This window comes from Mesorhizobium sp. M0496 (assembly GCF_040321205.1).
In the GTDB taxonomy this organism is placed as follows: domain Bacteria; phylum Pseudomonadota; class Alphaproteobacteria; order Rhizobiales; family Rhizobiaceae; genus Mesorhizobium.
Genome location: NZ_JAMYRC010000020.1, coordinates 65,846 through 90,770 on the forward strand (window position 1 = coordinate 65,846; position 24,925 = coordinate 90,770).

General features: G+C 63.1%; 31 protein-coding genes and 2 pseudogenes. 14 read left to right on the forward strand and 19 right to left on the reverse strand.

Translation table 11 applies throughout. The features are described 5' to 3' along the window. Genes NKI73_RS18115 through NKI73_RS18130 form a run of 4 tightly spaced genes read right to left on the reverse strand, consistent with a single transcriptional unit; the run spans nt 1 to nt 1,829 of the window. Nucleotides 1-468 (reverse strand): SRPBCC family protein, encoded by a 468-nt coding sequence (locus tag NKI73_RS18115; protein ID WP_352631982.1) that lies wholly within the window; start codon nt 466-468, stop codon nt 1-3. 26 nt (nt 469-494) lie between these two features. Next, on the reverse strand, nt 495-857 hold the full coding sequence (locus NKI73_RS18120) for a VOC family protein (protein ID WP_352631983.1): 363 nt from the start codon (nt 855-857) through the stop codon (nt 495-497). Between the two features lie 51 nt (nt 858-908). Next, nucleotides 909-1,301, reverse strand: a complete 393-nt coding sequence (locus tag NKI73_RS18125) for a VOC family protein (protein WP_352631985.1) — start codon at nt 1,299-1,301, stop codon at nt 909-911. A 45-nt stretch (nt 1,302-1,346) separates the two neighbouring features. After that, nucleotides 1,347-1,829, reverse strand: a complete 483-nt coding sequence (locus NKI73_RS18130; RefSeq protein ID WP_352631987.1) for an SRPBCC domain-containing protein — start codon at nt 1,827-1,829, stop codon at nt 1,347-1,349. 52 nt (nt 1,830-1,881) lie between these two features. Here NKI73_RS18130 and NKI73_RS18135 point away from each other — a divergent pair, with 52 nt between their 5' ends. From NKI73_RS18135 to NKI73_RS18145, 3 genes are all read left to right on the forward strand, one after another. Then, nucleotides 1,882-2,205 (forward strand): ArsR/SmtB family transcription factor, encoded by a 324-nt coding sequence (locus NKI73_RS18135; protein ID WP_352631989.1) that lies wholly within the window; start codon nt 1,882-1,884, stop codon nt 2,203-2,205. 211 nt (nt 2,206-2,416) lie between these two features. Continuing rightward, nucleotides 2,417-3,166, forward strand: coding sequence for a YebC/PmpR family DNA-binding transcriptional regulator (locus NKI73_RS18140; RefSeq protein WP_352631991.1), 750 nt, complete (start codon nt 2,417-2,419; stop codon nt 3,164-3,166). Between the two features lie 61 nt (nt 3,167-3,227). Beyond that, on the forward strand, nt 3,228-3,524 hold the full coding sequence (locus NKI73_RS18145) for an Rdx family protein (protein WP_352631993.1): 297 nt from the start codon (nt 3,228-3,230) through the stop codon (nt 3,522-3,524). A gap of 18 nt (nt 3,525-3,542) precedes the next feature. Here NKI73_RS18145 and NKI73_RS18150 read toward each other — a convergent pair whose 3' ends face one another. Continuing rightward, nucleotides 3,543-3,692 (reverse strand): glycine zipper domain-containing protein, encoded by a 150-nt coding sequence (locus tag NKI73_RS18150; protein ID WP_352632071.1) that lies wholly within the window; start codon nt 3,690-3,692, stop codon nt 3,543-3,545. A gap of 80 nt (nt 3,693-3,772) precedes the next feature. Further along, nucleotides 3,773-4,252, reverse strand: a complete 480-nt coding sequence (locus NKI73_RS18155; protein ID WP_352631995.1) for an anthrone oxygenase family protein — start codon at nt 4,250-4,252, stop codon at nt 3,773-3,775. Between the two features lie 115 nt (nt 4,253-4,367). Between NKI73_RS18155 and NKI73_RS18160 the strand changes: the two genes are divergently transcribed. Further along, entirely contained in the window at nt 4,368-5,009 is a 642-nt protein-coding gene (locus NKI73_RS18160; RefSeq protein ID WP_352631997.1) for a TetR/AcrR family transcriptional regulator, read from the forward strand. Between the two features lie 9 nt (nt 5,010-5,018). Here NKI73_RS18160 and NKI73_RS18165 read toward each other — a convergent pair whose 3' ends face one another. Both NKI73_RS18165 and rpmE read right to left on the reverse strand, forming a co-directional pair. Beyond that, complete coding sequence (locus NKI73_RS18165; protein ID WP_352631999.1) at nt 5,019-5,519, reverse strand: hypothetical protein; 501 nt, start codon at nt 5,517-5,519, stop codon at nt 5,019-5,021. Between the two features lie 167 nt (nt 5,520-5,686). After that, complete coding sequence (gene rpmE, locus NKI73_RS18170; RefSeq protein ID WP_352632001.1) at nt 5,687-5,908, reverse strand: 50S ribosomal protein L31; 222 nt, start codon at nt 5,906-5,908, stop codon at nt 5,687-5,689. Nucleotides 5,909-6,114: 206 nt separating this feature from the next. On the opposite strand from rpmE, the gene NKI73_RS18175 reads away from it, so the two are divergent. Next, on the forward strand, nt 6,115-7,914 hold the full coding sequence (locus NKI73_RS18175; protein WP_352632003.1) for an ABC transporter transmembrane domain-containing protein: 1,800 nt from the start codon (nt 6,115-6,117) through the stop codon (nt 7,912-7,914). A gap of 35 nt (nt 7,915-7,949) precedes the next feature. Here NKI73_RS18175 and NKI73_RS18180 read toward each other — a convergent pair. After that, nucleotides 7,950-9,436: pseudogene (locus NKI73_RS18180) on the reverse strand (carboxypeptidase M32). Between the two features lie 140 nt (nt 9,437-9,576). On the opposite strand from NKI73_RS18180, the gene NKI73_RS18185 reads away from it, so the two are divergent. Then, entirely contained in the window at nt 9,577-9,930 is a 354-nt protein-coding gene (locus NKI73_RS18185) for a DUF1304 domain-containing protein (protein WP_352632007.1), read from the forward strand. 77 nt (nt 9,931-10,007) lie between these two features. On the opposite strand, the pseudogene NKI73_RS18190 reads toward NKI73_RS18185, so the two are convergent. From NKI73_RS18190 to NKI73_RS18230, 9 genes and pseudogenes are all read right to left on the reverse strand, one after another. Then, a pseudogene (locus NKI73_RS18190) lies at nt 10,008-10,419 on the reverse strand (hypothetical protein). Nucleotides 10,420-10,667: 248 nt separating this feature from the next. Next, entirely contained in the window at nt 10,668-11,699 is a 1,032-nt protein-coding gene (locus NKI73_RS18195) for a peptidoglycan -binding protein (RefSeq protein ID WP_352632008.1), read from the reverse strand. A gap of 1 nt (nt 11,700) precedes the next feature. Continuing rightward, nucleotides 11,701-12,726 (reverse strand): MotA/TolQ/ExbB proton channel family protein, encoded by a 1,026-nt coding sequence (locus NKI73_RS18200; RefSeq protein ID WP_352632010.1) that lies wholly within the window; start codon nt 12,724-12,726, stop codon nt 11,701-11,703. Nucleotides 12,727-12,835: 109 nt separating this feature from the next. Next, on the reverse strand, nt 12,836-13,522 hold the full coding sequence (trhA, locus tag NKI73_RS18205; RefSeq protein ID WP_352632012.1) for a PAQR family membrane homeostasis protein TrhA: 687 nt from the start codon (nt 13,520-13,522) through the stop codon (nt 12,836-12,838). Between the two features lie 123 nt (nt 13,523-13,645). Beyond that, nucleotides 13,646-14,446 carry an inositol monophosphatase family protein gene (locus NKI73_RS18210; protein ID WP_352632013.1) on the reverse strand — a complete coding sequence of 267 codons (801 nt, stop codon included), beginning with the start codon at nt 14,444-14,446 and terminating at the stop codon, nt 13,646-13,648. Nucleotides 14,447-14,529: 83 nt separating this feature from the next. Further along, nucleotides 14,530-15,096: an elongation factor P gene (gene efp, locus NKI73_RS18215; RefSeq protein ID WP_013529127.1), complete on the reverse strand. Its 567-nt coding sequence runs from the start codon at nt 15,094-15,096 to the stop codon at nt 14,530-14,532. Between the two features lie 140 nt (nt 15,097-15,236). Next, entirely contained in the window at nt 15,237-16,232 is a 996-nt protein-coding gene (locus tag NKI73_RS18220) for a tetratricopeptide repeat protein (RefSeq protein WP_502905586.1), read from the reverse strand. 46 nt (nt 16,233-16,278) lie between these two features. Beyond that, complete coding sequence (locus tag NKI73_RS18225; protein ID WP_352632018.1) at nt 16,279-16,926, reverse strand: thiamine phosphate synthase; 648 nt, start codon at nt 16,924-16,926, stop codon at nt 16,279-16,281. A 132-nt stretch (nt 16,927-17,058) separates the two neighbouring features. Next, nucleotides 17,059-17,964 (reverse strand): DMT family transporter, encoded by a 906-nt coding sequence (locus NKI73_RS18230; RefSeq protein ID WP_352632019.1) that lies wholly within the window; start codon nt 17,962-17,964, stop codon nt 17,059-17,061. A 132-nt stretch (nt 17,965-18,096) separates the two neighbouring features. Between NKI73_RS18230 and NKI73_RS18235 the strand changes: the two genes are divergently transcribed. From NKI73_RS18235 to NKI73_RS18245, 3 genes are all read left to right on the forward strand, one after another. Beyond that, nucleotides 18,097-18,576: an Lrp/AsnC family transcriptional regulator gene (locus NKI73_RS18235; protein WP_352632021.1), complete on the forward strand. Its 480-nt coding sequence runs from the start codon at nt 18,097-18,099 to the stop codon at nt 18,574-18,576. A 100-nt stretch (nt 18,577-18,676) separates the two neighbouring features. After that, nucleotides 18,677-19,405, forward strand: coding sequence for a class I SAM-dependent methyltransferase (locus NKI73_RS18240; RefSeq protein WP_352632023.1), 729 nt, complete (start codon nt 18,677-18,679; stop codon nt 19,403-19,405). A gap of 117 nt (nt 19,406-19,522) precedes the next feature. After that, nucleotides 19,523-20,293, forward strand: a complete 771-nt coding sequence (locus NKI73_RS18245) for a sulfite exporter TauE/SafE family protein (RefSeq protein WP_352632025.1) — start codon at nt 19,523-19,525, stop codon at nt 20,291-20,293. Between the two features lie 37 nt (nt 20,294-20,330). Here the strand turns inward: NKI73_RS18245 and NKI73_RS18250 are convergent, their stop codons facing one another. Then, nucleotides 20,331-20,882 carry a DUF2269 family protein gene (locus NKI73_RS18250; RefSeq protein ID WP_352632027.1) on the reverse strand — a complete coding sequence of 184 codons (552 nt, stop codon included), beginning with the start codon at nt 20,880-20,882 and terminating at the stop codon, nt 20,331-20,333. A gap of 333 nt (nt 20,883-21,215) precedes the next feature. Between NKI73_RS18250 and NKI73_RS18255 the strand changes: the two genes are divergently transcribed. From NKI73_RS18255 to ruvB, 5 genes are all read left to right on the forward strand, one after another. After that, nucleotides 21,216-21,596: a hypothetical protein gene (locus NKI73_RS18255; protein WP_352632029.1), complete on the forward strand. Its 381-nt coding sequence runs from the start codon at nt 21,216-21,218 to the stop codon at nt 21,594-21,596. A 438-nt stretch (nt 21,597-22,034) separates the two neighbouring features. Continuing rightward, a complete protein-coding gene (gene rcdA / locus NKI73_RS18260; protein ID WP_352632031.1) occupies nt 22,035-22,568 on the forward strand; it encodes a protease adaptor protein RcdA in 534 nt (177 codons plus the stop codon). A gap of 75 nt (nt 22,569-22,643) precedes the next feature. Continuing rightward, nucleotides 22,644-23,153 (forward strand): crossover junction endodeoxyribonuclease RuvC, encoded by a 510-nt coding sequence (gene ruvC, locus NKI73_RS18265; protein WP_352632033.1) that lies wholly within the window; start codon nt 22,644-22,646, stop codon nt 23,151-23,153. Nucleotides 23,154-23,215: 62 nt separating this feature from the next. After that, nucleotides 23,216-23,836 (forward strand): Holliday junction branch migration protein RuvA, encoded by a 621-nt coding sequence (ruvA, locus tag NKI73_RS18270; protein WP_352632035.1) that lies wholly within the window; start codon nt 23,216-23,218, stop codon nt 23,834-23,836. Between the two features lie 43 nt (nt 23,837-23,879). Then, nucleotides 23,880-24,917: a Holliday junction branch migration DNA helicase RuvB gene (ruvB, locus tag NKI73_RS18275; RefSeq protein WP_352632038.1), complete on the forward strand. Its 1,038-nt coding sequence runs from the start codon at nt 23,880-23,882 to the stop codon at nt 24,915-24,917. Nucleotides 24,918-24,925 lie beyond the last annotated feature (8 nt).

Below are 24,925 nucleotides of genomic sequence, written 5' to 3' on the forward strand. Positions count from 1 at the left end.
CTAATTCGTCGGCACCCCTTTCGGATGACGGTCGCCGATCAGACCCAGCGTCAGGCCTTGCTCCAGCCACGCCTTGGCGCCGGCCAGCACGAGCGTGAAGCCGCCGGTTGAGCCGACGGCTTCCTTCACCTGCTCGTCGCCATTGCCGGCGAAGCCGAAATTGCGAACCTCGAGAAAGGTCGCATCGCCTGGCATTTCGGTGAAGGTCCAGACCACCGTGGTCGGCGGATCGCTCCATTGCATGACGATCTTCTCGTTCGCGACGATCTCGCTGACATTGACTGTCGTTGAGACGTCGTACATGCGCCACTCCCAGCGAACCACCTTGCCGCTGTCCAGCCGGTCGCTGCCGTGGGTGAACCAGAATTTCGTGGTGATGGCCGGATCGACGATGGCTTCGAACACTTCGGCGACAGGTCGCCGGATCAGCATGCCGGCTTCGGCGGTTGGTGTTTCGCTGATCTCCATCGGATGCTCCTTTCGAGGCTTGGCGCTCACCAGGCGTCGGGTTCGCGCAGCATGTGAACGATGCTGGCAGGGTTGGTTATCCAGCCGCCGCGGAAGCCCTCGCCCAGGGGTTCGATGGCGTCGCAACGCACAACGCCGGCCTTGGCGAAATGATCCGCCGCGGCGGGAAAATCATCGGTGAACAGCTCCAGCCAAACCTCGGCCTGGCTCATCATCGGCGCCTCGTCGATCCACAGACGGTTGGGGCCGAGCTCGAAGCCGATTGCCGGCGCCTTGTCGGTGAACGGCTTCAGGCCGACGACGTCGCGGTAGAAGGCGACCGTCGCCTGATATTGGTGCGGCGGCACCTTCATGGCGATGTTGATGCCGCCGGTGATCTTCGCGGTCATTGCTGGCTCCGTTGTCGTTCAGTTGTTGTTGCTCGCCTTTGCCCAGACTGGTTATGCAAGATTGATCTGCCAGGAGACCCCGAACCTGTCGTTGAGCCAAGCGAAGCGGCGGCTGAAGCCGTAATTGTCGGGCGGCATTAGAAACCCGCCGTCCTTTGCCAGTGTCTCGACAATGCGGTTCAGCTCGTCCTCGGAGGAACAGTCCACATACAGCGAGACCGACGGCGTGAACGTGAAGGCGTGGTGCACGGGGCTGTTGAAGACCATCACTTCCAGGCCGGCGATCGACATGCGCGCCAGCTTGACCGTTCCATCCGGGCCGTCTTCGCCTGGGCCATAGCGTGTGATATCAAGGATGCTGCTGTCCGGAATGGTCTCGCTATAGAGGGCCATTGCCTCTTCGGCCTTGCCTTCGAACATCAGGAATGGCGTAACTTTCGTCATCGCAAGGCCTCCATCTTCCTCTTGGACGCTCAAATTTGGGGTCGCTCAAATATTGGTCTCGTTGGCGGGTTCGCCCTTCATCTCGCTGCGGTAGTAGCCGTCGCGCAGATTGATGCCGTATTCGACATAGGCTTTCATGCAGGCCAGCATCTGCGACCAGCCTTCGCAGTTGAGGTAGGACTTCTTCAAGCCGACAGCACCTTCCTGCCAGCCGCTCTCGGCGATGGTGACGAAGGTGCCGCCATCGTCGAGCGGTTCGAAATTCATCTCGATGCGGGTCTTGTAGGCGGGCTTGCCGTCGGCATCGGTGGCATCCCAGCGCAGCACGATGCGGCTGTCCTTGACCACTTCATCGACCTCGACCGGCACCTTGCCCCACCAGACGACGCCGGCACCGGCTTCCAGCGGGGCGCTGGCGCCGCCGATGGTGGTGAAATAGCCGCTGAGCTTTTTTGGATTGACGACCGCGTCGAAGACTTCGGCGACCGGTTTGCCAATGCGTCCTGAGACACTGAATCCAAGTGACATATCCACAACTCCTTCCCTTGATCGGTTCAATAATATGTTATATAAACATAACATGTCAAGCCGATCGCAAGATGACAATGTTTTCAAGGCGCTGGCGCATCCGCGCCGGCGCGAAATGCTGGACCAGCTGAAGGACACGCCGAAGACGACCGGCATGCTGTGCGATGCGTTTCCCGATATCGACCGCTGCACGGTGATGCTGCATCTCAAGGTGCTGGAGGAGGCCGACCTGATCATCGCGCGGCGCGAGGGACGCGAGCGCTGGAACCATCTCAACGCGCTGCCGATCAAGCAGATCCACGACCGCTGGATCAGCCAGTATGCCGGCCATGCACTCAGCATCATCGACCGGCTGAAGTCGGATCTGGAGGCGTGAGCAACCGCAGCAGACTATGTCGTGTGTCCCATACGCCCTGTGGCTGGACGAATTGAGCCGATTTATCTATAAGCCGGCCATTCCGACAGAGAACGCCGTGCTTCCACGAGTTGCACCTGGGACGCTCTGAAATTTTGAATTCGAGCATTGCGGAAGACGAGGTGAGATCACCCGCTTCGGATGCTCTAGCCGAGAAGACGACAGGGGTGCCATGGCTGGCCATTCACAGTTCAAGAACATCATGCACCGCAAGGGCCGCCAGGATGCGGTGCGGTCGAAAATGTTTTCCAAGCTGGCGCGCGAAATCACCGTCGCCGCCAAGAGCGGGACGCCCGATCCGTCGATGAACCCGCGCCTGCGCCTGGCGATCCAGAACGCCAAGGCGGTGTCGATGCCGAAGGACAACATCCAGCGCGCCGTCAACAAGGCTTCGATGGGCGACGCCGAGAACTACGAAGCCGTGCGCTATGAGGGCTATGGCCCAGGTGGCGTCGCCGTCATCGTCGAGGCCCTGACCGACAACCGCAACCGTTCGGCATCGAACGTGCGCGCCGCCTTCACCAAGGCCGGCGGCGCGATGGGCGAAACCGGCTCGGTGTCGTTCATGTGGGACCGTGCCGGCGAGATCTACTATCCGGCATCGGCCGGCAGCCCTGACAAGATCATGGATGCGGCGATCGAAGCCGGTGCCGACGATGTGGAATCGGATGAAGAGGGCCACACGATCTATTGCGCCTTCGAAAATCTCGGCGAAGTGTCGAAGGCGCTGGAAGGCGCGCTCGGCGAGGCTGAATCGGTGAAGCCGATCTGGCGGCCGCAGAACAATGTTCCGGTCGACGAGGAGCGGGCACAGTCGCTGATGAAGCTGGTCGCCACGCTCGAGGATGACGACGACGTGCAGAGCGTCTACGCCAACTTCGAAGTCGATGACGAGACCATGGCCAAGCTCAGCGCCGCATGAGCGGAACTCAGCCCGGCATGAGCGGAGCTCAGCCTGAGACATAAGCGGAGCTTAGTCTGACATGAGCGAAAAAGCGCTTCCCGCCATCCGCATCACCTATTGCACGCAGTGCCAGTGGCTGCTGCGTGCTGGTTGGATGGCGCAGGAGCTGCTGTCGACCTTCGGCGCGGATCTCGGCGAAGTGACGCTGGTGCCTGGGACCGGCGGCATCTTCACCATTTCCTGCAACGACGCTCTGGTTTGGGACCGCAAGCGCGATGGCGGCTTTCCAGACGCGGCCAAACTCAAGCAGCTTGTGCGCGACGTCATCGATCCGGATCGCGATCTCGGCCATTCGGATCGAAAAACAAAGGCCTGAAGAGCGCCGGCAGCACCGTCACTTACGTCGCAACGCTCCGAAAGCCGCGCCTATGGCGACGCCCATAGCGATGCCGATTGGCAGATCATCCAGAGCGGCGCCGATCGCCGAGCCGACACCAACTCCGATGGCCATGCCGAAGGCCATGTTTGAGTACTGATCCTTCAAAACGCATCTCCCAAACGATCGCCGTGAATTTCTAGTGCGGAGACCACGCGGTCGGTCACCGGTGGCTCCGCCCATTGCCGTCAACGCGCGGCGAACCAGAAGGATGCCAGCGCGGCTACGCCGCTGATGGTGCGGACATGGTTCCACATCACCCATTCATTGAGGTATCGCGACCATAGGCTTGCGCCACTGGCGCTTGCCGGATCGGCGGCGGCAAGTGCATCATTGAGCGGGACGTTGAAGATCATCGTCACCACCACGATGCCGATGAGATAGACCAGGCTGCCGGCAACCAGCCAGAGCGAACCCGGCTGGCTCGAGCCCATCACCGCGCCGATGGCGACAAGGACGCAGATAAGCGCCGTGCCGAACAGGGCGGTCATGAACAGCGGCGTCACGGCCGTCACGTTGATCGAATTCATTGCGGCGATGCCGCCAGCGGCGGGCATGCGGGCGAGGCCGGGCATGACGAAGCTGGAAAACGCAAAGAACACGCCGCCGACGACGCCTGAGCCGATTGCGGCGATGAAGATGAGGGTGGGGAGAAGTTTCGCGATCATCTCAGTTGCTCCAGATGCCTTCTGCATTAAAATGTGACTAATCCTCACATTTGCAAAACGTGATAAACCCTCGTATTTTCCAAGTCAAGCGATTTTTCCGACACTGGAGTTAGCCATGGTAGACACGGCCGCGCGGGTTTCCCCTCAGGAGCAGGTCGCTTCGCCGCGCCGGGCGCCGAGCCAGCGGCGCAGCCGCGAGCGGGTCGGGCGCATGCTGGCCGCCGCTTCGGCGCTGATTGCAGAGCAGGGCAGCGACGCCATGCGCATGGGTGAGGTGGCGGAACGGGCAGGGGTGTCGATCGGCTCGCTCTACCAGTTCTTCCCGGACAAGCGGGCGATCATCTGGGCGCTGGCCGAGCGCTACACCGCCGAGAGCCAGGCCTGCATCTCAGCCGCACTCGCCGGCGTCGACGACGCCGAAGGGCTGGGCCAAGCGTTTTCGGAACTGGTCGATATCTACTACCGGCTGTTCCTGGCGGAGCCGGTGATGCGCGACATCTGGTCGGGCACACAGGCCGACAAGGCGCTGCGCCAGCTCGAGCTCGCCGACAGCCGGGCCAATGCGGAGTTTCTGACCGCGGTGCTCAGGCGCTTGCGCCCCAACGCCGATCCGGTGGAACTCGATACAACGGCGTTCCTGGTCTGGCAGATGGGCGAGGCCGCCATGCGGCTGGCGATCTCCGTCGAGCGGCAGGAGGGCGACAGGCTGGTCGCTGCCTACAAGCGCATGGCGCTCAGGGAACTGGTGGCCGAGTAGAGCCTCGCGTTAGCGGCCGAAATAGTCCCTAAGCATTTCCGCGCGCTCATCCTCTGCGCACATCGCCATGCGACCGAGGTTGAACCGGCCCCGATAAAGCGCGACGACAGCCAATGCGCAATTCACCGTCTCATCATCGGTGGCAGTTGCCAGATCCCGCAATGCCAAATGCACAAATGTTCGCCACGCTGCCTTGTAATGCGGTTCGATCCAAGCAGGGATCGGCGGATTCCGGTCGTCGAGCAGGCGCGCTTCTTCGATGGTTGCGGCCAGACCATAGGCCCCCCAGTAAGCCGGAGCGTGGCCTTCGGAGATGCGAACGATTTCAACCACCGCCGCGTAAGACGCGGCTCCGACATCTCCCTGATGATGCAATTCATTCCAGAGTTCGTCCCAGACCGCCTTGTCGTCATAGCGAAGGGCCAGCGCTCGCAACGCTGGTCGGGGATCATAGACGACCTTGTATCCACCTTTGAGCCCTGACCATCGCTGATCGTTGAGCATAGACATATCGCTCTCCAGGACCGAATGCGTCCCACTACGGCTAGTCGAGGTCAACAAAAAAACCCGCCTCGAGGGCGGGTTTTCTGATCTGCGAAAGGCCGATACGGCTTAAGTTCTTACTCGGTGCAAGTCGTTATCCCAAAAACCGCTTCGCACTTTTGGGCGACATGCCCTTAGAGGCCGAAACCTTCGAAACGCTTCTTGAACTTCGACAGGCGACCGCCGCGGTCGAGCAGGGTCTGCTGGCCGCCAGTCCAGGCCGGGTGGGTGGTCGGGTCGATATCGAGGTTCATCGTATCGCCTTCCTTGCCCCACGTCGAACGGGTCGCGTATTCGGTGCCGTCGGTCATGACGACCTTGATGGTGTGGTAATCGGGATGGATGTCGGTCTTCATGGTTCGGTTCCTGGCTTGCCGGCGCTGCTGACGGGCATAAGCCTGCGTCGATGCGCCCCTTTTTAAAACTCGAAGCCGCAGCTATTGAAGAGCCACGGCTTCTAAAACGGTCGGCGAGCCTATACATCAGCCGGAATTGAATCACAAGGCCGCGGCAAGCGCATATTGAGGCGCAGACCCCAAGGGCGGCTAGAGGAAACATCGGGATGGCGCAAATCAGCAGCGCAGACGAGCGCCGGCGCTCGCTCAAGCCGCTCAGGCGCCTGTTTCCGTATATAACGCGCTACCGCACGCTGGTTGTCGGCGCCATCATCTCACTGGTCATTGCCGCGGCAACCACGCTGGCGCTGCCGCTGGCGGTGCGACGCATGATCGATCATGGGTTTTCGTCGTCCAGCACCACCTTCATCGCTGAATATTTCGCCGCACTGGTGGCGATGGCCGCCCTGCTGGCGGCGGCCTCGGCCGGCCGCTACTATTTCGTCATCACGCTCGGCGAGCGCGTCGTCGCCGACATCCGCCGCGATGTCTTTGCCCATGTGACGACACTGTCGCCTTCCTTCTTCGACACTGCCCAGTCGGGCGAGATCGTGTCGCGGCTCGCCGCCGACACGACGCAGGTCAAGTCCGCGGTCGGGGCGACGGCCTCGGTGGCGCTGCGCAATGTCATCCTCGGTCTCGGCGCGGTGGGGATGATGGTCATCACCAGCCCGAAACTGTCTGGCCTCGTCATTGCCGCTATTCCCGTGATCGTGCTACCGCTGGTCGCCTTCGGCCGTTCGGTGCGCGCCAAGTCTCGGCAGGCGCAGGATACGCTTGCCGACGCGACCGCCTATGCCAGCGAGCAGATCGGCGCGGTGCGCACCTTGCAGGCCTTCACCAACGAGAAGCTGGTCACCGGCCATTTCTCGGCCGCGGTGGAAGCCGCTTTCGAGGCGGCGCGCTCCTCGATCTTCGCGCGCTCCTTCCTCACCTTCTTCGCCATTTTCACCATCTTTTCGTCCGTCGTGGCGGTGTTGTGGTTCGGCTCGCGCGGCGTGCTCGAAGGCTCGATATCGCCGGGCACGCTCGGTCAGTTCCTGCTTTATTCGGTGTTCGCCGCCGGCGCGCTGGGCGCCCTATCGGAAGTGTGGGGCGAGCTTGCGCAAGCGGCGGGTGCCGCCGAACGGCTGACCGAGATCCTGGCCGAGAACCCAGCGATCCAGGCGCCTGCCGACCCGAAGCCACTGCCGGCGGTCGCCAAGGGCGCGATCGTCTTCGACAACGTCTCCTTCTCCTATCCGGCAAGGCCCGACCGGGCCGCCGTGCACGGCTTGAGCTTTCAGGTCATGCCCGGCGAGACCGTGGCGATCGTCGGGCCGTCAGGGGCCGGCAAGAGCACGGTCTTTTCGCTGATCCTGCGCTTCTACGATCCCGAAACCGGCAAGATCCTGATCGACGGCGTCGACGTGCGCGAGGCCGATCCCGTTTCGGTGCGCGAGCGCATCGCCATCGTGCCGCAGGACGTCACCATCTTTGCGGCCACCGCGCGCGATAATATCGGCTTTGGCCGGCCGGGCGCCAGCAGGGCTGAGATCGAGACGGCGGCGAAGGATGCGCTGGCCAATGAATTCATCCTGAGGCTGGAAAAGGGCTATGACAGCCAGGTCGGCGAGCGCGGTGTGACGCTGTCCGGCGGCCAACGCCAGCGTGTGGCGATCGCCCGCGCCATTCTGCGCGACGCGCCGATCCTGCTGCTCGATGAGGCTACCTCGGCGCTCGACGCCGAAAGCGAGACGCTGGTGCAGATGGCGCTGGAGCGCCTGATGCAGGGCCGAACCACCATCGTCATCGCGCACCGTCTGGCAACGGTGCTGAAAGCCGACAGGATCCTGGTCATGGATGGCGGCTCGATCGTCGAGGAAGGCACGCATCAGAGCCTGGTCGCCAAGGGTGGCATTTATGCGCGCCTGGCCAAGCTGCAATTCGAAACCGGCGCCAGTGCCTTCAGAGGCGCGGCGGAGTAGCCAGAACCATCTGTGCTCCTGACGTACCGACCACGCTAAGCGGCTCCGTATCGCTGCTTCAGATGGTTCACGAAATACGCCGCATTGAGCTTTTCGCCGGTGGCACGTTCGAGCAGATCCGGCGTCGACCAGCGTGATCCCTGCGACCAGATCTTTTGGCGGCGCCAGTCGTTGATCGCCGCGAAATTGCCTTTGGCAAGATCCTCGTCGGCTGAAGGATGTTCCCGCGTCAGCGCCGCCCATTGCTGCGCCGCCATCATCGCGCCCAGCGTGTAGGAGGGGAAATAGCCGAAGGCGGCCCCCGGCCAATGCACGTCCTGCATCGGCCCGTCGGCGGGGTTGTCGATGGTGGAAAGACCAAGATAGTCGCGCATCTTGGCGTCCCAGGCTTCGGGCAGGTCGGCCACCTCCAGCCGGCCCGAGACGAGCTCCTGTTCCAGTTCGTAGCGCAGGATGACATGCAGGGGATAGGTCACCTCGTCGGCATCGACACGGATCAGGCCGCGCTCGACGCGATGCACGTGCGGCAGGATGTCGTCGAGCGACCAGGCTTCGCCGAGATGCTTTTCGATCACCGGCAGCGCCCAGCGCCAGAAGGCCGGGTTGCGTCCGAGCTGCTTTTCGACAAACAGGCTCTGGCTTTCGTGCACGGCCATGCCACGCGCCTTGCCGAGCGGCCAGTGCGACCATGGCTTCGGCAGGTTCTGTTCGTAGAGCGCATGGCCGGTCTCGTGCAGCACGCCCATCAGCGCCGACAGGAAATCAGATGTCTTGTAGCGGGTGGTGATGCGCACGTCGCTCGGCACGCCGCCGCAGAAAGGATGGTGCGACACCGACAGCGACCCATGTGTCAGGTCGAAGCCGACCGCCGCCATCATGGCAAGGCCAAGCTCGCGCTGCCGGTCGATCGCGTAGGTGCCCGAAAGCGGCTTCAACGGGCGCTTGCGCAGCCGCGCTTCCTGGATCGCCAGCGCCTCCGGCACAAAATCTTTCAGGAAAGCCTTCAGGTCGGTGAAGACAGGCGTGATGTCGGCGGTGCGGTTGCCGGGGTCGTACTGTTCCATCAGTGCGTCATAGGGGGCGAGACCGAGCACGTCGGCACGCAGCGCCGCCTCTTCGCGCACCAGCGCCACCACGCCCTCCAGCGCCGGCTGGAAGGCCGTCCAGTCGTTCTTGGCGCGCAGGTCGCGCCACAGCTGCTCGCAACGCATGCGCGCGGTCGTCTGGCGTTCGACGAATTCGACCGGCAGGCAGGTCAGATTGGTGTATTGTCGCCGCAGTTCCGCAACAGCGGCCCGTTGCTCTTCACCAAGCGCCTCGCCTTCGGCGGCGGCAATCCAGTCCGCTATCTCCGGCGCCGTTGCCCTGGTGTGATACATGCCGGCCAGTGCCGACATCGCCTCGGCGCGCTTCTCACCACCGCCGACGGCCATGTGGGTGGCTTCGTCGGCGCCGAGGATGGCCAACGCGTGCTCGAGCGCTTCGAGCTTGTGGCCAAGGTCATCGAGTTCTGAAAGGACATGGCGGCTTCCGTGATTGAGGACGGCGCGAAAAGATACCAACGCAAAGGCGTTTGCAACCCTCAGGCACCGCGCGGGGACGCAGCTTGCGCAGGTGCGGTCATGCGTGAAATGCTGCCGGCGACAATTGAGGGGGAACAACATGATCGGCAACATCCTGGTCGGGCTGGTGGCCTTGATCCATGCCTACATCGTCTATCTCGAGATGGTGCTGTGGGACACGCCGCGCGGACGCAAGGCTTTCGATCTGACGCCCGAATTCGCCAGTGCCTCGAAGGTGCTCGCCGCCAATCAGGGGCTCTATAACGGTTTCCTCGCCGCCGGCCTGATCTGGGGGCTTTACCTCGGCGCGGCCGGTTTCCAGGTCAAGGTTTTCTTCCTGTTGTGCGTGGCCGTTGCCGGCCTCTATGGCGCGGCAACGGTCGGCCGCAAGATCCTGTTCATCCAGACCGTGCCGGCGATTGCCGCGCTGATCGCGGTCTGGCTCGGCTGGTAAAAAGGACGCCCGCGGGATTGGCTCCCTAAGGCGTCAGGGTGGTCCCTTCCTCTTGGACCGTTTCAGGCGCCGCGGTCTCAGCCGTTCGGGTAATTGCCGCCGTCGGCACCATCGCCCATCAGGAAACCGCTGCCGGTATCGAGCCTCAGCTGCTGGTCGACATTGTCGAGGCGGCGCAGCAGGGCATGGTATTGCGTGGCCGGTATCCTTCTCGGCCGCCTGGCTGATGCGGGCGGTGCGCATTTCCAGACGCTCCGCTACGGCCGGTGTAATGTTGTTGGCCTGTCTGGCGTCCACTATGCCCTGATGGACGCCTTGAATCTGTTGGATGAGACCCTCGGCGCGCGGGCCGGTGAAATCGGTCGGGTCGGTCGCGTCGAGGGCGCCCTTGTGATGGCCCGCGGCATAGGCGCCGGCAAGCGGAACGGCGATGAGGAACGCCGTGAGTGTCGCAGTTCTGAGCGAGGTCTTGGGAGTGAAAGAGCGCATCACGCGTCTCCTCTTGTAGAGAAAGGCAGCGGTGGTTCCGCCTGCCTTCCGGCCGTGGGCCGTCCGGTTCCGTCGCGTCGCGATGAGGAGGATTCATCGCCGGCGGTTCTCGGCCCAGGCGGGAAGCTAGGACCGCCCTGCGACAATGTGTAATTAAAAAAGATAATCTTTTCAGGCCTTGCCGGCCTCGGCCTGCGCCCTAGAGTTGAGCCGGCGAACAAATTCGCGTGAGTTCGCGTGATCACGGATCAACGTTCGGTGAGCTTCAGTTCAATGCGGCGGTTCTTGTTGCGCGCCTCTTCGGTGTCGGCGGGATCGAGCGGCTGGAACTCGCCGAAACCGGCGGCGACCAGCCGGTTGGCGGGCACGCCGTTTTCGATCAGGAATTTCACCACCGAGGTCGAACGCGCCGTCGACAGCTCCCAGTTGTCGCGGTAGCGGCCGGTGCCGGAGAGCGGCTTGTTGTCGGTATGGCCGTCGACGCGCAGCACCCAGTTGATCTCGGGCGGGATCTCCTTCTGCAGCTCGATGATGGCGTCGGCGAGCTTCTTCATCTCGACCTTGCCGGCATCGTTGATTACCTCGGAGCCGGTCGGGAACAGCACTTCCGACTGGAAAACGAAGCGGTCGCCGACGATGCGGATGTTCTCGCGGTCGGCGAGGATTTCACGCAAGCGGCCGAAGAAATCGGAACGGTAGCGGTTCAATTCCTGCACACGCTGCGCCAGTGCGACATTCAGGCGGCGGCCGAGATCGGCGATCTTGGTGTTGGAATCGCGGTCACGGGTTTCGGAGACGTTGAGCGCATCCTCGAGCGCGCCGATCTGCTTGCGCAAAGCCGCGATCTGCTGGTTGAGGATCTCGACCTGGCTCAGTGCCTGCTGGCTGATCTGGCGCTGGCTGTCGAGTTCGCCGCCCAGCGCCGCGGCGCGCTGCTTGGCGGCGTCGCCGGCGCCCGCACCTTGCGCCAGCAATTGTTCGAGCCGGCTCTTTTCCGCTTCAGCCGCCGACAGCGACGCCTGCAGATTGGCGAGCGAATCATCCTTGTCCTGCGTTGATGAGCGCTCCAGCGCCAGAAGCTGGGTCAATTCGTTGATCTGCGAGTTGAGGCGCGTGAGTGCAGTATCCTTGCCTGAGAGTTCGCGGCCGAGCAGGAACTGCGCCAGCACGAAGACCGTGAGCAAGAACATGATGGCCAGCAGCAGCGTCGACAGCGCGTCGACGAAGCCCGGCCAGTAGTCGATGCGGCGATCGGTGCGCCGGCCCCTGGCGAGTGCCACGTCAGTGCACCCCTGGCTTCTTCAGGGCGTCGGCGATTTTTTCCAGCGTGTTGCGCATCGCCTTCTGTTCGTCCGACTGGGCCTCGACCCAGTCGCGCATGATCTGCTGTTCCGAGCGCATGTTCTTGACCAGGCCGGAAATGCCGTCGGCGAGATTGGCCATGGCGGTGGCGACGCGCGGGTTGGAGCCGCCGCCATTCTCCTGCATGCTACGCAGCCGTTCGGACAGAACCCGGATCTCGTCCGAGGATTCGGTCTTGGCCGGATCGGAGACGACGATGTCGGACGAAAGGTCCGTCACCGAGGACAACCAGTTTTCCAGTTCGGTATAGAAGCGCGTCTGGGCGCGGCCGGCCTGCAGGTCGAGGAAGCCGAGCACCAGCGACCCGGACAGGCCGAACAGCGAGGACGAGAAGGCCGTGCCCATGCCGGCCAGCGGCGCCGAAAGCCCTTGCTTCAACGAATCGAGCACCGCGGCAGCGTCACCCGTGCCTGGGTCGAGCGATTCAATCGTCTCGCGGATCGAACCGATGGTGTTCAACAGGCCCCAAAAGGTGCCGAGCAGGCCGAGGAACACCAGCAGCCCGACGAGGTAGCGCGAGGTGTCGCGGCTTTCATCGAGGCGCGTGGCGATGGAATCGAGCATGGTGCGCATCGAACTGGTCGAGAAAGCCGTCGCCGAGGAACGGCCGATCATCGCCTTCATCGGCGCCAGCAGCACCGGTTCGGTGCTCTCCGAGCCGGCGCGAAAGGAGTTGACCCAGCGCACTTCGCGAAACAGCCGGCCGACCTGGGCGAAGGCCAAGAGGATGCCGACCACCAGCACGCCCACGATCAGGCCGTTGAGGCCGGGATTGCTGCCAAAGGCGGTCGAGATCTGGCGGGTCAGGATGGCGGCGATGAAGGCGACGATGACCAGGAAGATCACCATGGTCAGCAGGAAGACCTGTGGGCTCGATAGCTTATGGGGGTCGTAGATCAGGACATCCGAGCGTCTGCCCATGCCGAAGGATTTGAGAAAAGCCATCCGTGCCCCGTTTCCGATGCCGCCCGCCGATCACGTTGACCGCGACTCTAAACGGAATTGTGACCAAATTGAATGGCGCTTGGCAATATTGCCGCGTCGATAGTCTGTGTCAGAGGCGATTGATGACCAGACAGTCGACCATGGCGGCCAGATGCAGACCGGCGCCGGTGACCACGAAACCATGCCACAGCGCATTGTGGAAGCGCAGCCCCTTCCAGGCAAAGAAGATGACGCCGCAGGAATAGACGATGCCGCCGGCGACGATGAGGGCGATCGATGTCGTCGGCAGCGTCTGGACAAGCGGCTTGACCAGGATGATGCCGCTCCAGCCGATGGCGAGATAGAAGACGATGGCCAGCCGGTCGAAACGGCCGGGAAAAAACACCTTGACGGCAATGCCCAGCACTGCCGCGGTCCAGACCAGGACGATCATCCAGCGCGCCAGCGGCGAGCCTTCGAGCTGGGCCAGGAAAGGCGTGTAGGTCGCGGCGATCAGCAGATAGATCGCGGCATGATCGAAACGCCGCAAGACCCATTTCGCCGGCGACGACACCGGCCACAGATTGTAGGTCATCGACACCGACAGCACGGTGAGCAGCGAGACCACATAGAAGGCAGCGGCGATATATTCGCCCGGCCCGACACGAAAGGCAGCCAGCGCCAGCAGTGCCGAGCCGGCCGATACCGCCAGCACGATGCCGACCGCATGGACGATGCCGTCGGCGATCGTCTCGGCGCGCGAATAGTGCCAGCGTCCGATGAACGGGATGTCGGGGGTGGGCTTGATGTCGTTCACTGCCGGGTTTCCTGCGCCGCGCACCACAAATTTGGGCGCTCACCAAGCAGTATTTCAAGTCTTGTTTGCGGTTTTACGACTGCGGCGCATCAGCGCGGCGTACCCGTCAGCGCGGCTTGCCTGTCAACGAGAGGGGAGGGGCTTCTTCACGGTCTTCAGCAGGGCGCGTTGAATGATCTCGTTGCCGGCGACAACCGAGCCGTTGTCGAGCATGTCCTGGCCGCCATCCATGTCGGAGGCGAAGCCGCCCGCCTCGCGGATCAAAAGCAGCCCGGCGGCAATGTCCCAGGCAGACAGCCCGGTTTCCCAGAACCCGTCCATGCGACCGGCGGCGACATAGGCCAGATCGAGCGAGACGGCACCCATACGACGGACGCCCGAGACCTCGGCCATGACGTTGCGTAGCTCGACGAGGAAATTGCCGTGGTGGCCACGGCCGAGATGCGGCACGCCGCAACCGATCACTGTGTCGACCAGCTTGGTGCGGCCGGCGACGCGCAAGCGGCGGTCGTTCATGAAGGCGCCGCCACCGCGTTCGCAGGTGTAGAGTTCGTCCATCGCCGGATTGTAGATGACGCCGGCAACGATCTGGCCCTGGCGTTCCAATGCGATCGAAACGGCAAAGAGCGGGATGCCGTGCAGGAAATTGGTGGTGCCGTCGAGCGGATCGACGATCCAGCGATGCTGGCTATCGTCACCTTCGACCGCACCGCGCTCTTCCATCAGGAAGGCATAGCCCGGCCGTGCCTTGGACAGCTCGGCAAAGACGATGTCCTCGGCCTTGCGGTCGGCCTGGCTGACATAGTCGCCGGGGCCTTTCATCGAGACCTGCAGGTTCTGCACCTCGCCGAAGTCGCGCGACAGCGAGCGGCCGGCTTTCATTGCGGCCTGGACCATGACGTTGAGGAGGGCTGAGCGTGCCATACTGGTTCTTCCTGCTGCTCTTTAAGCTCTGGCTTGATGCATGTCGGTGACCCAAAACCGGGGCCACTTTTGGGCGACATGCATCAGTCTGCGCGGCGCACGTAGGTGATTTCGTTGGTGTCGACGATGATGCGCTCGCCGGCGCCGATGAATGGTGGTACCAGCACGCGGATGCCGTTTTCCAGGATCGCCGGCTTGTAGGAGGATGCCGCCGTCTGACCCTTCACCACCGGGTCCGCCTCGGTGATGGTCAGCGTCACATAGTCGGGCAGCGATATGCCGATCGGCCTCTCTTCGTAGAGCTGGACTGTCACCATCATGCCGTCCTGCAGGAACGCAGCACGATCGCCGACGAAGTCCTTGTTCAGTTCGAGCTGCTCGTAGCTCTGGGTGTCCATGAACACCAGCGCATCTTCCTGCGCATAGAGGAATGAAAAATCCTTCAGGTCGAGCCGGATCTGTTCGACCGTCTCGGCCGAGCGGAAGCGCTCGTTGAGCTTGGTGCCGTTGATGAGGTTCTTCAGTTCGACCTGGTTGTACGCGCCGCCCTTGCCGGGCTTGACGGTGTTGGTTCTGACCGCCACCCAAAGGCCGCCATCATGCTCGATGACATAGCCGGGACGGATTTCGTTGCCATTGATCTTGGCCATGATGAGGTGATCCGGGATGCTACCCACGGCCAGGCCGTTGGTATGGGATGTTCGCTGCGAAAGCGATTTCGGGCTCCCAAGACCACAAATCACCCGAAGAGGCAAGGGAGCGCCAAGTCGGGGTCGGGTTGGAGAGGCCGCTACGGCAGGCGGTTCGCCTTCTGCAGGGCCTGCTTGGTCTCGTCGTCGCTCAGCCCCTGCAGGAAATCGTCCATCTGCGGATCGATGAGGCCGGCGCGGCGGGCGATGATGTACCAGGCGCCGGCAAGGACGAGATCCGGATCGGTGCCGATGCCTTGCATATAGAGTTTTGCCAGGCGGTTCTGGGCGGCGATATTGCCGCCTTCCGCCGCCTGCTTCGTCCAGCCGAAGGCGGATTTCAGGTCGCGCGCACCGCCGCGGCCTTCAATCATCCAGGCGGCGAGGTCGATCTGCGCGGTGTCGTAATTCTGCCGTGCCGCCTGCGCCAGAAGGCGCCTTGCCTGCGCATCGTCGCGCGGCTTGCCGCCGACGCCATTGGCGTAGATCTGCGACATCGCATATTGCGCGTCGGCGAGGCCGGTCGCGGCGGCGCGCTCATAGTAGGAGACCGCCTTGGCTATGCCGGCGTCGCCGGGGTCCTGCTGGACCAGCATCTGCGCGAAATTGAACTGCGCCAGCCGGTTGCCGGCTTCCGCGGCGGCCTGCATCAAGGCATAGGCTGCCTTTTCGTCCTTCTTGACGTAGCGGCCGTCGAGCAGCATCAGCGCATACTGGAACTGCGATTCCGGCACGCCCTGTTCGGCGGCGAGCGCGTACCATTTCGCCGCTTCCGCCGAATTGAGCGGCACACCGAGCCCTCGCGACAGGATCTCGGCGACCAGCGTCTGCGCGGCAGGATCGCCTTTTTGCGCCCGGACCAGCGCGAGATTGTAGGCCGTCTTGTAGAGCCCGCGCTGGAAGGCACCATAGGCCGCATCGGCGGGTTTTGCACCGAAGCGGTCGGGGTTGATGGCGTCGGCCGACGGCAGCGGCGCCGGTTCTGCCGGGGTGGCGGGCTGCGGCAACGGCTTGTCGATCGGCTTGTCGGTGTGGATGCCGGGTTCCGGCTTGGGCTGAGGCAGCGGGATGGTCTCCGCTGCCGCTGCCTGGACCATCAGCACCGCAAGCAGAGCCTGGAAGGGAAGCGTCGCCGAGGGCACGTCAGTCCTCGAAGCGCGGCGCGGTCTCGTCGAGCAGCGCGTTGGCGGTGGCGACCGCTGTCCTGGGATCGGTGCCGTCGGCAAACACGGCGCTCGACAGCGCCACGAATTCGGCACCGGTGGCGCCCACTGCTTCGACCGAGGCGATGTCGGATCCGGCCATGACGATGCACGGGATCTGGATCATGTCCGCCCACCATCTGCCGAGCGACAGGTTGCGCGGGTGTGGTTCGGGCTTGTTGTCGTAACCGAAGCGGCCGAAGAAGATGTAGTCGGGCCGTGTTTCGCCAAGCTCGAGCGCGTCGTCACGCGTCTTGGCGCCGCCGGTGCCGACCATCATCTTTGCCTGGAAATGCTCGATCGTCTCGGCGAGTTCGGCCTTGGAGACCTCGACATGGATACCGTCGGCCTGGACGCGGCCGGCTATGCGGGTGTCGCCGGCGATGATGACGGCCGCACCGGCGGCTTGCGCTGCCGGCACGATCTGTTCGGCGAAAGCCTGGAAGGAGGCCTCATCCATGCCGTTCTCGGGCAGGATCAGCGAAGCGACGTCGCCGCCTTCGAATGCGGCGGCGATACGGGCCGCCGGCACTCCGGGCGGCGCGATCAGCACGATGCGACAGCGGTTGGGGGGCGTTGCGTCATTCATGGTTCTTCGGGTCCCGCGTTTCGCCTATGCCGGGCGAAGATGGTTGGATTGCGGCATAGAGCAAAGTGCCCGCTTTGAACAGGCGGGCAGCCGGGATCGCGATGTTGGCCCGCCAGACGCCGGCGGACCGCTTTATTTGATCGGGTGCGGGCTTGCGACGGGTGGTTTGGCCCTCCACAGCGTCCAGCCCAGATTCATGCCGGCGGCGGCGATCAGGATGGCGGCGGCGCCGACGATCTGGCTCAGATGCAGCCGATGGCCGAAGGCAACGACATCGACCAGGATCGCGACCACCGGGTAGATGAAGGACAGCGACCCCTGCAGATGCGTCGGCAGCTTCTGGATGGCGCCGTACATCAATATGTACATGAGGCCAGTATGGACGATTCCGAGCGTCGCCAGCATGGTCCAGCTCCATGCATCGGCCGGAAGCTGGGATAGATCGGCGAAAGGCGCCAGCATGACTACGCCGACGCAGACCTGGATCAGCGCGATCAGGTGAGGCGGCGTGCCCTTGAGCTTCTTGGTGACGATGGCGGCGACGGCCCAGAAGAAAGCCGCACCCAACGCCATGACGATGCCGGTAGAGTAATCCGTCCCGACATCACCGGCGTCGGGAGCGGCCTCAACGATCAGCACCATGCCGGCGAAGGCGATGGCCAGCCAGGTCAACTTGGTCAGGGTCAGCCGCTCGGCGAAGAAGAGCGCGCCGAAGCCGACCAGCATGAAGGGCTGCGTGTTGTAGACGGCCGTGGCGATCGAGATCGATGCGCGCGAGAATGCACTGAACAGCAAAAGCCAGTTGACGACGATGGCGACGCCGCCGAGCGCGGCGATGCCGATGATGCGCAGCGACAGCCTGTTGCGCAGCAACCCCAGCCCGGCGCAGATGATAAGCAGCGTCAGCGCGCCGAACGCGCAGCGCCAGAACACCACATCCATGATCGGCTGGCCGGACAGGACGACGAACCATCCGATCGTTCCCAGGATAGCCATTGCGGCGGACATTTCGACCGTGCCGCGCACTGTATCGTTCACAACAAACCTCCGTATCAGTTCAACCGCTATAATCTCATGCGGCAACGCGGCTTTCCATCGGATGAAAAAGGAGGTATGGGTAAATATCCTAATTATATTAGGCGATGGCTCCAAATCAGCGAGAAATGTAAAATGCTTGATGATCTCGACCGAAATCTCCTTGAAATCCTGGTTAGGGATGCGCGGACCTCGCTGAAGGAGCTGGCCAGCCAGGTCGGGCTATCGTCGCCAAGCGTTTCGGAGCGGCTTCGACGGCTTGAGGAGCGCGGCGTCATCCGGGCGTTCACTGTCGAGATCGATCCGCTGGCGCTCGGTTATACCTTGCAGGCGATCGTGCGCATCCGGCCTCTGCCGGGCAAACTGCACATCGTCCAGAAGCTGATCGAGGAAATCCCCGAATTCGGCGAATGCGACAAGGTGACGGGCGATGACTGTTTCGTCGCCCGGCTGTTCGTGCGCTCGATCGGTGATCTCGACGGGATTTTGGACCGCATCGCCGACAAGGCCGAGACCAGCACTGCCATCATCAAGGCGCAGCCGATCCGTCGGCGGCCGCCACCGCTCGATGCAACCGCGTCTCGCGACAGGGCAAAAGTCTTGCAGGCATCCTGAACCGGACCGGTCGGGCCCGGCTTTCAGAAGGCCGATCGAGTCGGGTGGAAAGCCGGCGGCCGGCTGGTTATGGTGCCGACCCAAGCGAATCGAGACCGTCATGGCGCAGAATATATACGACCGGGAGGATTTCTTCGCAGGCTACAGCCAGCTCGGCCGTTCCGTCGAAGGCCTGGATGGCGCCGCTGAGTGGCCGGCGCTGCGCGCGATGCTGCCCGATGTCAGCGGCTTGAGGGTCGTCGATCTCGGCTGCGGCTTCGGCTGGTTCTGTCGCTGGGCGCGCGAGCATGGGGCCAAAGACGTTCTTGGCCTGGATCTTTCCGAAAAGATGCTTGCCCAGGCGATGGCCGCCGGCCCGGACGCCGGCATCACCTATGCGAAGGCCGATCTCGATCAGCTTAGTCTGCCGCAAGCCAGTTTCGATCTCGTCTACAGTTCGCTCGCCTTGCACTATGTCGAGGACGTGATGCGTCTGTTCAGGACCGTGCATCAGGCGCTGGGGTCCGGTGGGCATTTCGTTTTCTCGACGGAACATCCGATTTTCATGGCGCCCACCAATCCCGGCTGGGTGATCGATGCCGAGGGCCGCAAGACATGGCCTGTCGACCAGTATCTGGTGGAGGCGCCACGCCGGACGGACTGGCTGGCCAAGGGCGTGGTGAAACATCACCGCACGATCGGCACCACGCTCAACGCTCTGATCAGGTCCGGCTTCACCATCAGCCATGTCGAGGAGTTCCGCCCGACCGACGCGCAGATCGCGGCCAAACCCGAACTGGCCGAGGAACTAGAGCGGCCGATGTTCCTGCTGGTCTCGGCCCGCCCATAGGCAAAGGCTGCCGACAGCCAATGGTGGGGCGGCCATCCCGATATTTGCTGTCGCTCCGCTCGGGATTCTGGGCTATTCAAGCGTCGATACGCTTTCCCTCTAGACCAGTTCCCTCCCATGTCCGGCCTGCTTCTCGATCCGTGGTTCTATGCGGCTGCCCTTCCGGCGGTCATTCTGGTCGGCCTGTCCAAGGGTGGGTTCGGCGGCGCCGTCGGTTTCGTCGGCGTGCCGCTGATGGCGCTGACCATGCCGCCTGTGCAGGCCGCCGCCATCCTGCTGCCGATCTTGTGCCTGATGGACATCGTGTCGGTGTGGACATGGTGGGGTGTCTATAACAGAAAGATGCTGGTCGACATGATGCCGGGCGCCGTCATCGGCATTGGTCTCGGCTGGCTGACGGCGGCACTCGTTACCGAAGAGGCGGTGCGGCTGATCGTCGGCGCGGTCGCCATCATTTTCGTCCTGCGCTGGCTCTATCTGCAGTTTCGTCACGGCGCCGATCACGCGGCCGCGCCCAACCGTGCCGCCGCCGCCGTCTGGGGCACGGTCGCTGGTTTCACTAGCTTCGTCGCCCATGTTGGCGGCCCGCCTTTCCAGGTCTATGCCTTGCCGATCCGGCTCGACCCGAAGGTGTTGTCGGGCACAGCGGCGATCTTCTTTGCCGCCACCAATGCGCTGAAGCTGGTGCCTTATTTCGCGCTCGGCCAGTTCGACACCGCCAATCTGACGGCGTCGGCGGTGCTGATGCCGCTGGCGCCGCTGTCGACCATCGCCGGGGCGTGGCTGGTGCGGCGGATGCGCCCGGAAACATTCTATCCCTTCACCTACGCAACCGTCGCGGTCGTGGCGCTGAAGCTGCTTTGGGACGGCATCGCGGGCCTTATGTAGGAAGGTGAGGCGGCCGCGTAGCCGCCTTCACTGAGGGTCAGGCGGCGCTCGGCACAAGGCGACGGTTGCCGCCAAAGGCCAGTGCGGCACCCACCACGACGACCAGCACCATGCCGGCGAGGATGCCGATATCATGTGCGGTCGGCTTGAGCACCATGTCGGCAATGATCACCAGCATCACCGCATAGTCGAAGCGTGCCGCGCTCATCATGCGCTGACCGATGGCAAGAACAGCCGGTGTGACACCCTCCTTGGCGATCATCGCGCCCATGCGCTCGCCGGTCGGCTTGAAGATCAACATGCCGATCGAAAAGGTCGTGGCATAGCCGGCAAGGCCGATCAGTATCCACAGATCGGAGAAGCCGACCCAGAACCAGCACATGATGAGGCCGAAGATCAGCGTCAGCATCGACATCGGCGCGAAAAACCTGCCGCCCAGCTGGCCGCTGGCGCGCATCGCCTGCAGCTTGTCCTCGATGTTGCCCGCCCGTTCGGCAAGCATGCCGAGCAGGAACAGCACGAAGCCGCCACCGACCCACAGAATGGCCGAGATGACGTGGAGGAATTTGACGATCGAGTACCAGTCCATGGGTTGCTCCTGCAATATTCCGGTCAGGTTTGCGGCGGTGCGGATTTGCGCCGGCCGTCAGAGGAGCAGGCGTTTAGCGCGGCGCCTGTTTCGGAACGATGTCGCGAAAAACCCGGCTCTGTTTCAGCGCCCTGCCAATGAACGAAGCGGCTGAGATAGTGATTGCGCAATCTGATTTTCTGCTAATGTACGGATGTCGGGAGGGGTTGGCGCGACATCATCCGGAAACATTGCCGATGCTAGTGCGCCGACGCCGGGAGCCCGGTGGCGACAGGAATCGCCTGACGATCAACCCATTCCCGCAAACGGGAAGAGGCAATTCGGGGGAACATTATGCAAGGGGTAGCACGGAATTTCTTCACGCTGGCCATCATCTATGCGCTGTGCGGCATGGCGCTCGGCCTGTACATGGCGATCAGCCAGGATCACGGCCAGATGCCGACCCATGCCCACACGATGGTGGCCGGATGGCTGATGTCGGCGGTCTTCGCCTTCTTCTACCATCTGTTTCCGGTAATCGGGCAAAAGACGCTCGCCACCGTTCATTTCTGGCTTACTGCAATCAGCGGCATCGGCCTGCTGATCGGCCTCTTTTTCCTGCTTGCCGGCAATGCCGCGATCGAACCGCTGGTGGCGGCCTCTTCGATGGGCTTCTACGCTGCCCTGCTGCTGTTTGCCTTCATCGCTTTGCCTGCGGTCTGGAAGACCGCCTGAACTGGGCATGAGGCAAGATAAGGCTATGCCTGCGGTCTGACGGCCTGAGCTGAACTCTGCTCTGGTGGCCAAGTTAGGTTCGTTCTGTGCTGTTACGGCACAGGACAGGGGAGTTCGGTCAAAAAAGCATCATGCTGTTAAGGCTTCATTAAGCTTTACAGGTGTTTACTATGTTCATCCAGTGATCTGGATTCTTACCGAGTGGTTGGAGCCACTTTGTTTGACGCCTCCCTGTTAAACTCCTGAGAGCCGCCTTATCCGCGGCTCTTTTTTTGTCCGCATTTTCGGGCATCGGCCAACGGACAGACGTTAACCTTCTGTTAAACATGTGCTTGCCTTCACCGGTGACGAAGCGCATTTTCAAGCTTCAGTCAGATAGGGTTCCGGGTGTATCGGCAGGGAGCCGAATCAGCCGGTTGCAAGTGCAGGGGCGTATCAATGAACGAGCTCTCGAAGGGCAGTGCGAAAACCGTCAAGCTGGCGGAACGCCGGGTTTTCTCGCAATCCTTCAAGCCGCTTTACCAGGAAGGCATGGGCCTGGTCGAACACGCGGCCGAATATCTTGACGGCAAGGGCCGGGCCGAGGCGAAGAAACTGTCCAGGCTGGCGGCCACGCTCTATGCGGCCGAATCGATGCGGCTGACCACCAGGCTCATGCAGGTTGCCTCCTGGCTGCTTTTGCAGCGCGCCGCCAACTCCGGCGAGATGACCCGCGACCAGGTCGCGTCGGAAAAGTCCAAGGTGCGCCTTGATACCGCTTCTGCCCATGATGAAGCCGCTGGCTGGGCCGAACTGCCCGAGGATTTCCTCGACCTCGTCACCCGATCGCTGCGCCTGCAGGCACTGGTGCGCCGCATGGACGAGGAGATCTATGGCTCCGGCGCCGTGGTCGACATGCAGCCGATGGCGCGCCGTCCCAATCCGGTCTCCGACCAGATCAGCCTGCTCAACACGGCTTTTGCCCGCGGCTAAACCTCGGTCCGCCTTCTGTTTCCGGTTTGTTCACATTTCGCTGGCATCGCTGTGTGCCAGAGGTAAAGTCGGCAAATGGCGGAAGCGATTCGCATCATCGGTATTGATCCGGGGCTCAGGCGCACCGGTTGGGGCATCGTCGAGAGCCTTGGCAATTCGCTGCGCTTCATTGCTTCCGGCACCGTGAAGTCCGACGACAAGGCGGCTCTGGCGACGCGGTTGTGCCAATTGCATGACGGGCTGGCCGAAATCCTGCACACCGCCATGCCGCACGAGGCGGCCGTCGAGCAAACCTTCGTCAACAAGGACGCCGTGGCGACGCTGAAGCTTGGCCAGGCGCGCGGCATCGCCATGCTCGTGCCGGCGCGTGCGGGTCTGGTCGTCGCCGAATATGCGCCCAACGCCGTCAAGAAGGCAGTGATCGGCGTCGGTCATGGCGACAAGAAGCAAATCCATATGATGGTGAAGGTGCTGTTGCCGAAAGCTATTTTCGATACCGAACATGCCGCAGATGCGCTGGCGATCGCCATCTGCCACGCGCATCACCGGCAGAGCGTGGCCTATAGGATGGCGCTTGCAGGATAGCGATGTTCTTGATCTCTCCGGAAACGCACCCATGAGGGCCCATCGTCCATGAAAGATCAGGCATGATCGGCAAGCTCAAGGGCACGCTCGACGAGGTCGATGAGGATCATTGCCTCGTCGATCTCCATGGCGTCGGCTATGTTGCCTATTGCTCGGCGCGCACGCTGGCCGCACTGCCTTCGCCCGGCGAAACTGTGGTGCTGTTCATCGAGACCTATGTGCGCGAGGACATGCTGCGGCTCTACGGTTTCAAGTCGCAGCTCGAGCGCGAATGGTTCCGGCTCTTGATGAACAATGTGCCGGGCGTCGGCGCCAAGGTGGCGTTGGCCATCCTGTCGACGCTGGCGCCGGCGGATCTCGCCAATGCCATCGCGCTGCGCGACATCGCTATGGTTTCGCGCGCGCCCGGCGTCGGCAAGAAGGTGGCCGAGCGCATCGTCACCGAGTTGAAGAACAAGGCGCCGGCCTATGCCGGGACCGCTTCGGGGACCATCGGCCTGAAGCAGGAGCTCGGCGACGGCGTGGCATCCGCGCCGATTACCGACGCGGTCTCGGCGCTGGTCAATCTCGGCTATTCGCGCGATACCGCGGCCAATGCGGTGTCGGCGGCGCTGAAGGCGGCGGGTGAGGATGCGGACGCGCCGAAGCTGATCCGTTTTGGGCTGAAAGAACTGGCGCGATGAGTCGTCGCTTGTTCAGCTCCTTGCCGTATGCAAGGAAGGCGTCATGAGCCTGTCGCCCCGCCTGATTGCGCCGGAAAAACGCGGCGAGGATGCCGAGCAGACCTTGCGGCCGCAGACGCTTGACGATTTCGTCGGCCAGGCGGCGGTGCGGGCCAATCTCAAAGTGTTCATCGAGGCCGCCAAGGGCCGCAACGAGGCGCTCGACCATGTGCTGTTCGTCGGGCCGCCGGGCCTCGGCAAGACGACGCTGGCGCAGATCATGGCGCGCGAACTCGGCGTCAATTTCCGCTCGACCTCCGGCCCGGTCATCGCCAAGGCCGGCGACCTCGCGGCGCTGCTGACCAATCTCGAAGAAGGCGACGTCTTGTTCATCGACGAGATCCACCGACTGAGCCCGGCGGTGGAGGAAATCCTCTATCCGGCGATGGAGGATTTCCAGCTCGACCTGATTATCGGCGAGGGGCCGGCGGCGCGCTCGGTCAAGATCGACCTCGCCCGCTTCACCCTGGTCGCCGCCACCACGCGGCTCGGCCTGCTGACCAATCCGCTGCGCGACCGTTTCGGCATTCCGGTGCGGCTCAATTTCTACACGGTCGAGGAGCTAGAGCAGATCGTGCGGCGCGGCTCGCGCATCCTGCAGATGCCGCTCGGTGACGACGGTGCGCTGGAGATCGCGCGGCGCGCGCGCGGCACGCCACGCATCGCCGGAAGGCTCTTACGCCGCGTGCGCGATTTCGCCTCGGTCGCCGGCGACGGCCATGTCGACCGCCAGATCGCCGACGAGGCGTTGACCCGGCTGGAAGTCGATGCGCTTGGCCTCGACGCGCTCGACCGCCGCTATCTGTCGATGATCGCGCGCAATTTCGGTGGCGGGCCGGTCGGCATCGAGACGATCGCCGCCGGCCTGTCGGAGCCGCGCGACGCCATCGAGGATATCATTGAGCCCTATCTGATCCAGCAGGGTTTCATCCAGCGCACGCCGCGCGGCCGCATGCTGACGGCCAATGCCTGGCGTCATCTAGGCCTCGACGCGCCGAAGGATCTGGCGCAGCAGCAGATCAACCTGTTCCAGGAAGAGTAGTAGGGCGC

Excerpts from the sequence above, each read along its gene's own strand:
- NKI73_RS18200 (WP_352632010.1), bottom strand. The coding sequence starts at position 12,726 with ATGGCTTTTCTCAAATCCTTCGGCATGGGCAGACGCTCGGATGTCCTG.
- ruvB (WP_352632038.1), top strand. The coding sequence starts at position 23,880 with ATGAGCCTGTCGCCCCGCCTGATTGCGCCGGAAAAACGCGGCGAGGAT.
- NKI73_RS18160 (WP_352631997.1), top strand. The coding sequence starts at position 4,368 with ATGGTAGACACGGCCGCGCGGGTTTCCCCTCAGGAGCAGGTCGCTTCG.
- NKI73_RS18235 (WP_352632021.1), top strand. The coding sequence starts at position 18,097 with ATGCTTGATGATCTCGACCGAAATCTCCTTGAAATCCTGGTTAGGGAT.
- ruvC (WP_352632033.1), top strand. The coding sequence starts at position 22,644 with ATGGCGGAAGCGATTCGCATCATCGGTATTGATCCGGGGCTCAGGCGC.
- NKI73_RS18175 (WP_352632003.1), top strand. The coding sequence starts at position 6,115 with ATGGCGCAAATCAGCAGCGCAGACGAGCGCCGGCGCTCGCTCAAGCCG.
- NKI73_RS18120 (WP_352631983.1), bottom strand. The coding sequence starts at position 857 with ATGACCGCGAAGATCACCGGCGGCATCAACATCGCCATGAAGGTGCCG.
- NKI73_RS18130 (WP_352631987.1), bottom strand. The coding sequence starts at position 1,829 with ATGTCACTTGGATTCAGTGTCTCAGGACGCATTGGCAAACCGGTCGCC.
- rcdA (WP_352632031.1), top strand. The coding sequence starts at position 22,035 with ATGAACGAGCTCTCGAAGGGCAGTGCGAAAACCGTCAAGCTGGCGGAA.
- NKI73_RS18255 (WP_352632029.1), top strand. The coding sequence starts at position 21,216 with ATGCAAGGGGTAGCACGGAATTTCTTCACGCTGGCCATCATCTATGCG.
- NKI73_RS18225 (WP_352632018.1), bottom strand. The coding sequence starts at position 16,926 with ATGAATGACGCAACGCCCCCCAACCGCTGTCGCATCGTGCTGATCGCG.
- NKI73_RS18145 (WP_352631993.1), top strand. The coding sequence starts at position 3,228 with ATGAGCGAAAAAGCGCTTCCCGCCATCCGCATCACCTATTGCACGCAG.
- NKI73_RS18125 (WP_352631985.1), bottom strand. The coding sequence starts at position 1,301 with ATGACGAAAGTTACGCCATTCCTGATGTTCGAAGGCAAGGCCGAAGAG.
- NKI73_RS18240 (WP_352632023.1), top strand. The coding sequence starts at position 18,677 with ATGGCGCAGAATATATACGACCGGGAGGATTTCTTCGCAGGCTACAGC.
- NKI73_RS18115 (WP_352631982.1), bottom strand. The coding sequence starts at position 468 with ATGGAGATCAGCGAAACACCAACCGCCGAAGCCGGCATGCTGATCCGG.
- efp (WP_013529127.1), bottom strand. The coding sequence starts at position 15,096 with ATGGCCAAGATCAATGGCAACGAAATCCGTCCCGGCTATGTCATCGAG.
- NKI73_RS18165 (WP_352631999.1), bottom strand. The coding sequence starts at position 5,519 with ATGTCTATGCTCAACGATCAGCGATGGTCAGGGCTCAAAGGTGGATAC.
- NKI73_RS18155 (WP_352631995.1), bottom strand. The coding sequence starts at position 4,252 with ATGATCGCGAAACTTCTCCCCACCCTCATCTTCATCGCCGCAATCGGC.
- NKI73_RS18140 (WP_352631991.1), top strand. The coding sequence starts at position 2,417 with ATGGCTGGCCATTCACAGTTCAAGAACATCATGCACCGCAAGGGCCGC.
- rpmE (WP_352632001.1), bottom strand. The coding sequence starts at position 5,908 with ATGAAGACCGACATCCATCCCGATTACCACACCATCAAGGTCGTCATG.
- NKI73_RS18210 (WP_352632013.1), bottom strand. The coding sequence starts at position 14,446 with ATGGCACGCTCAGCCCTCCTCAACGTCATGGTCCAGGCCGCAATGAAA.
- NKI73_RS18250 (WP_352632027.1), bottom strand. The coding sequence starts at position 20,882 with ATGGACTGGTACTCGATCGTCAAATTCCTCCACGTCATCTCGGCCATT.
- NKI73_RS18220 (WP_502905586.1), bottom strand. The coding sequence starts at position 16,232 with ATGGTCCAGGCAGCGGCAGCGGAGACCATCCCGCTGCCTCAGCCCAAG.
- ruvA (WP_352632035.1), top strand. The coding sequence starts at position 23,216 with ATGATCGGCAAGCTCAAGGGCACGCTCGACGAGGTCGATGAGGATCAT.
- NKI73_RS18245 (WP_352632025.1), top strand. The coding sequence starts at position 19,523 with ATGTCCGGCCTGCTTCTCGATCCGTGGTTCTATGCGGCTGCCCTTCCG.
- NKI73_RS18185 (WP_352632007.1), top strand. The coding sequence starts at position 9,577 with ATGATCGGCAACATCCTGGTCGGGCTGGTGGCCTTGATCCATGCCTAC.
- NKI73_RS18135 (WP_352631989.1), top strand. The coding sequence starts at position 1,882 with ATGTCAAGCCGATCGCAAGATGACAATGTTTTCAAGGCGCTGGCGCAT.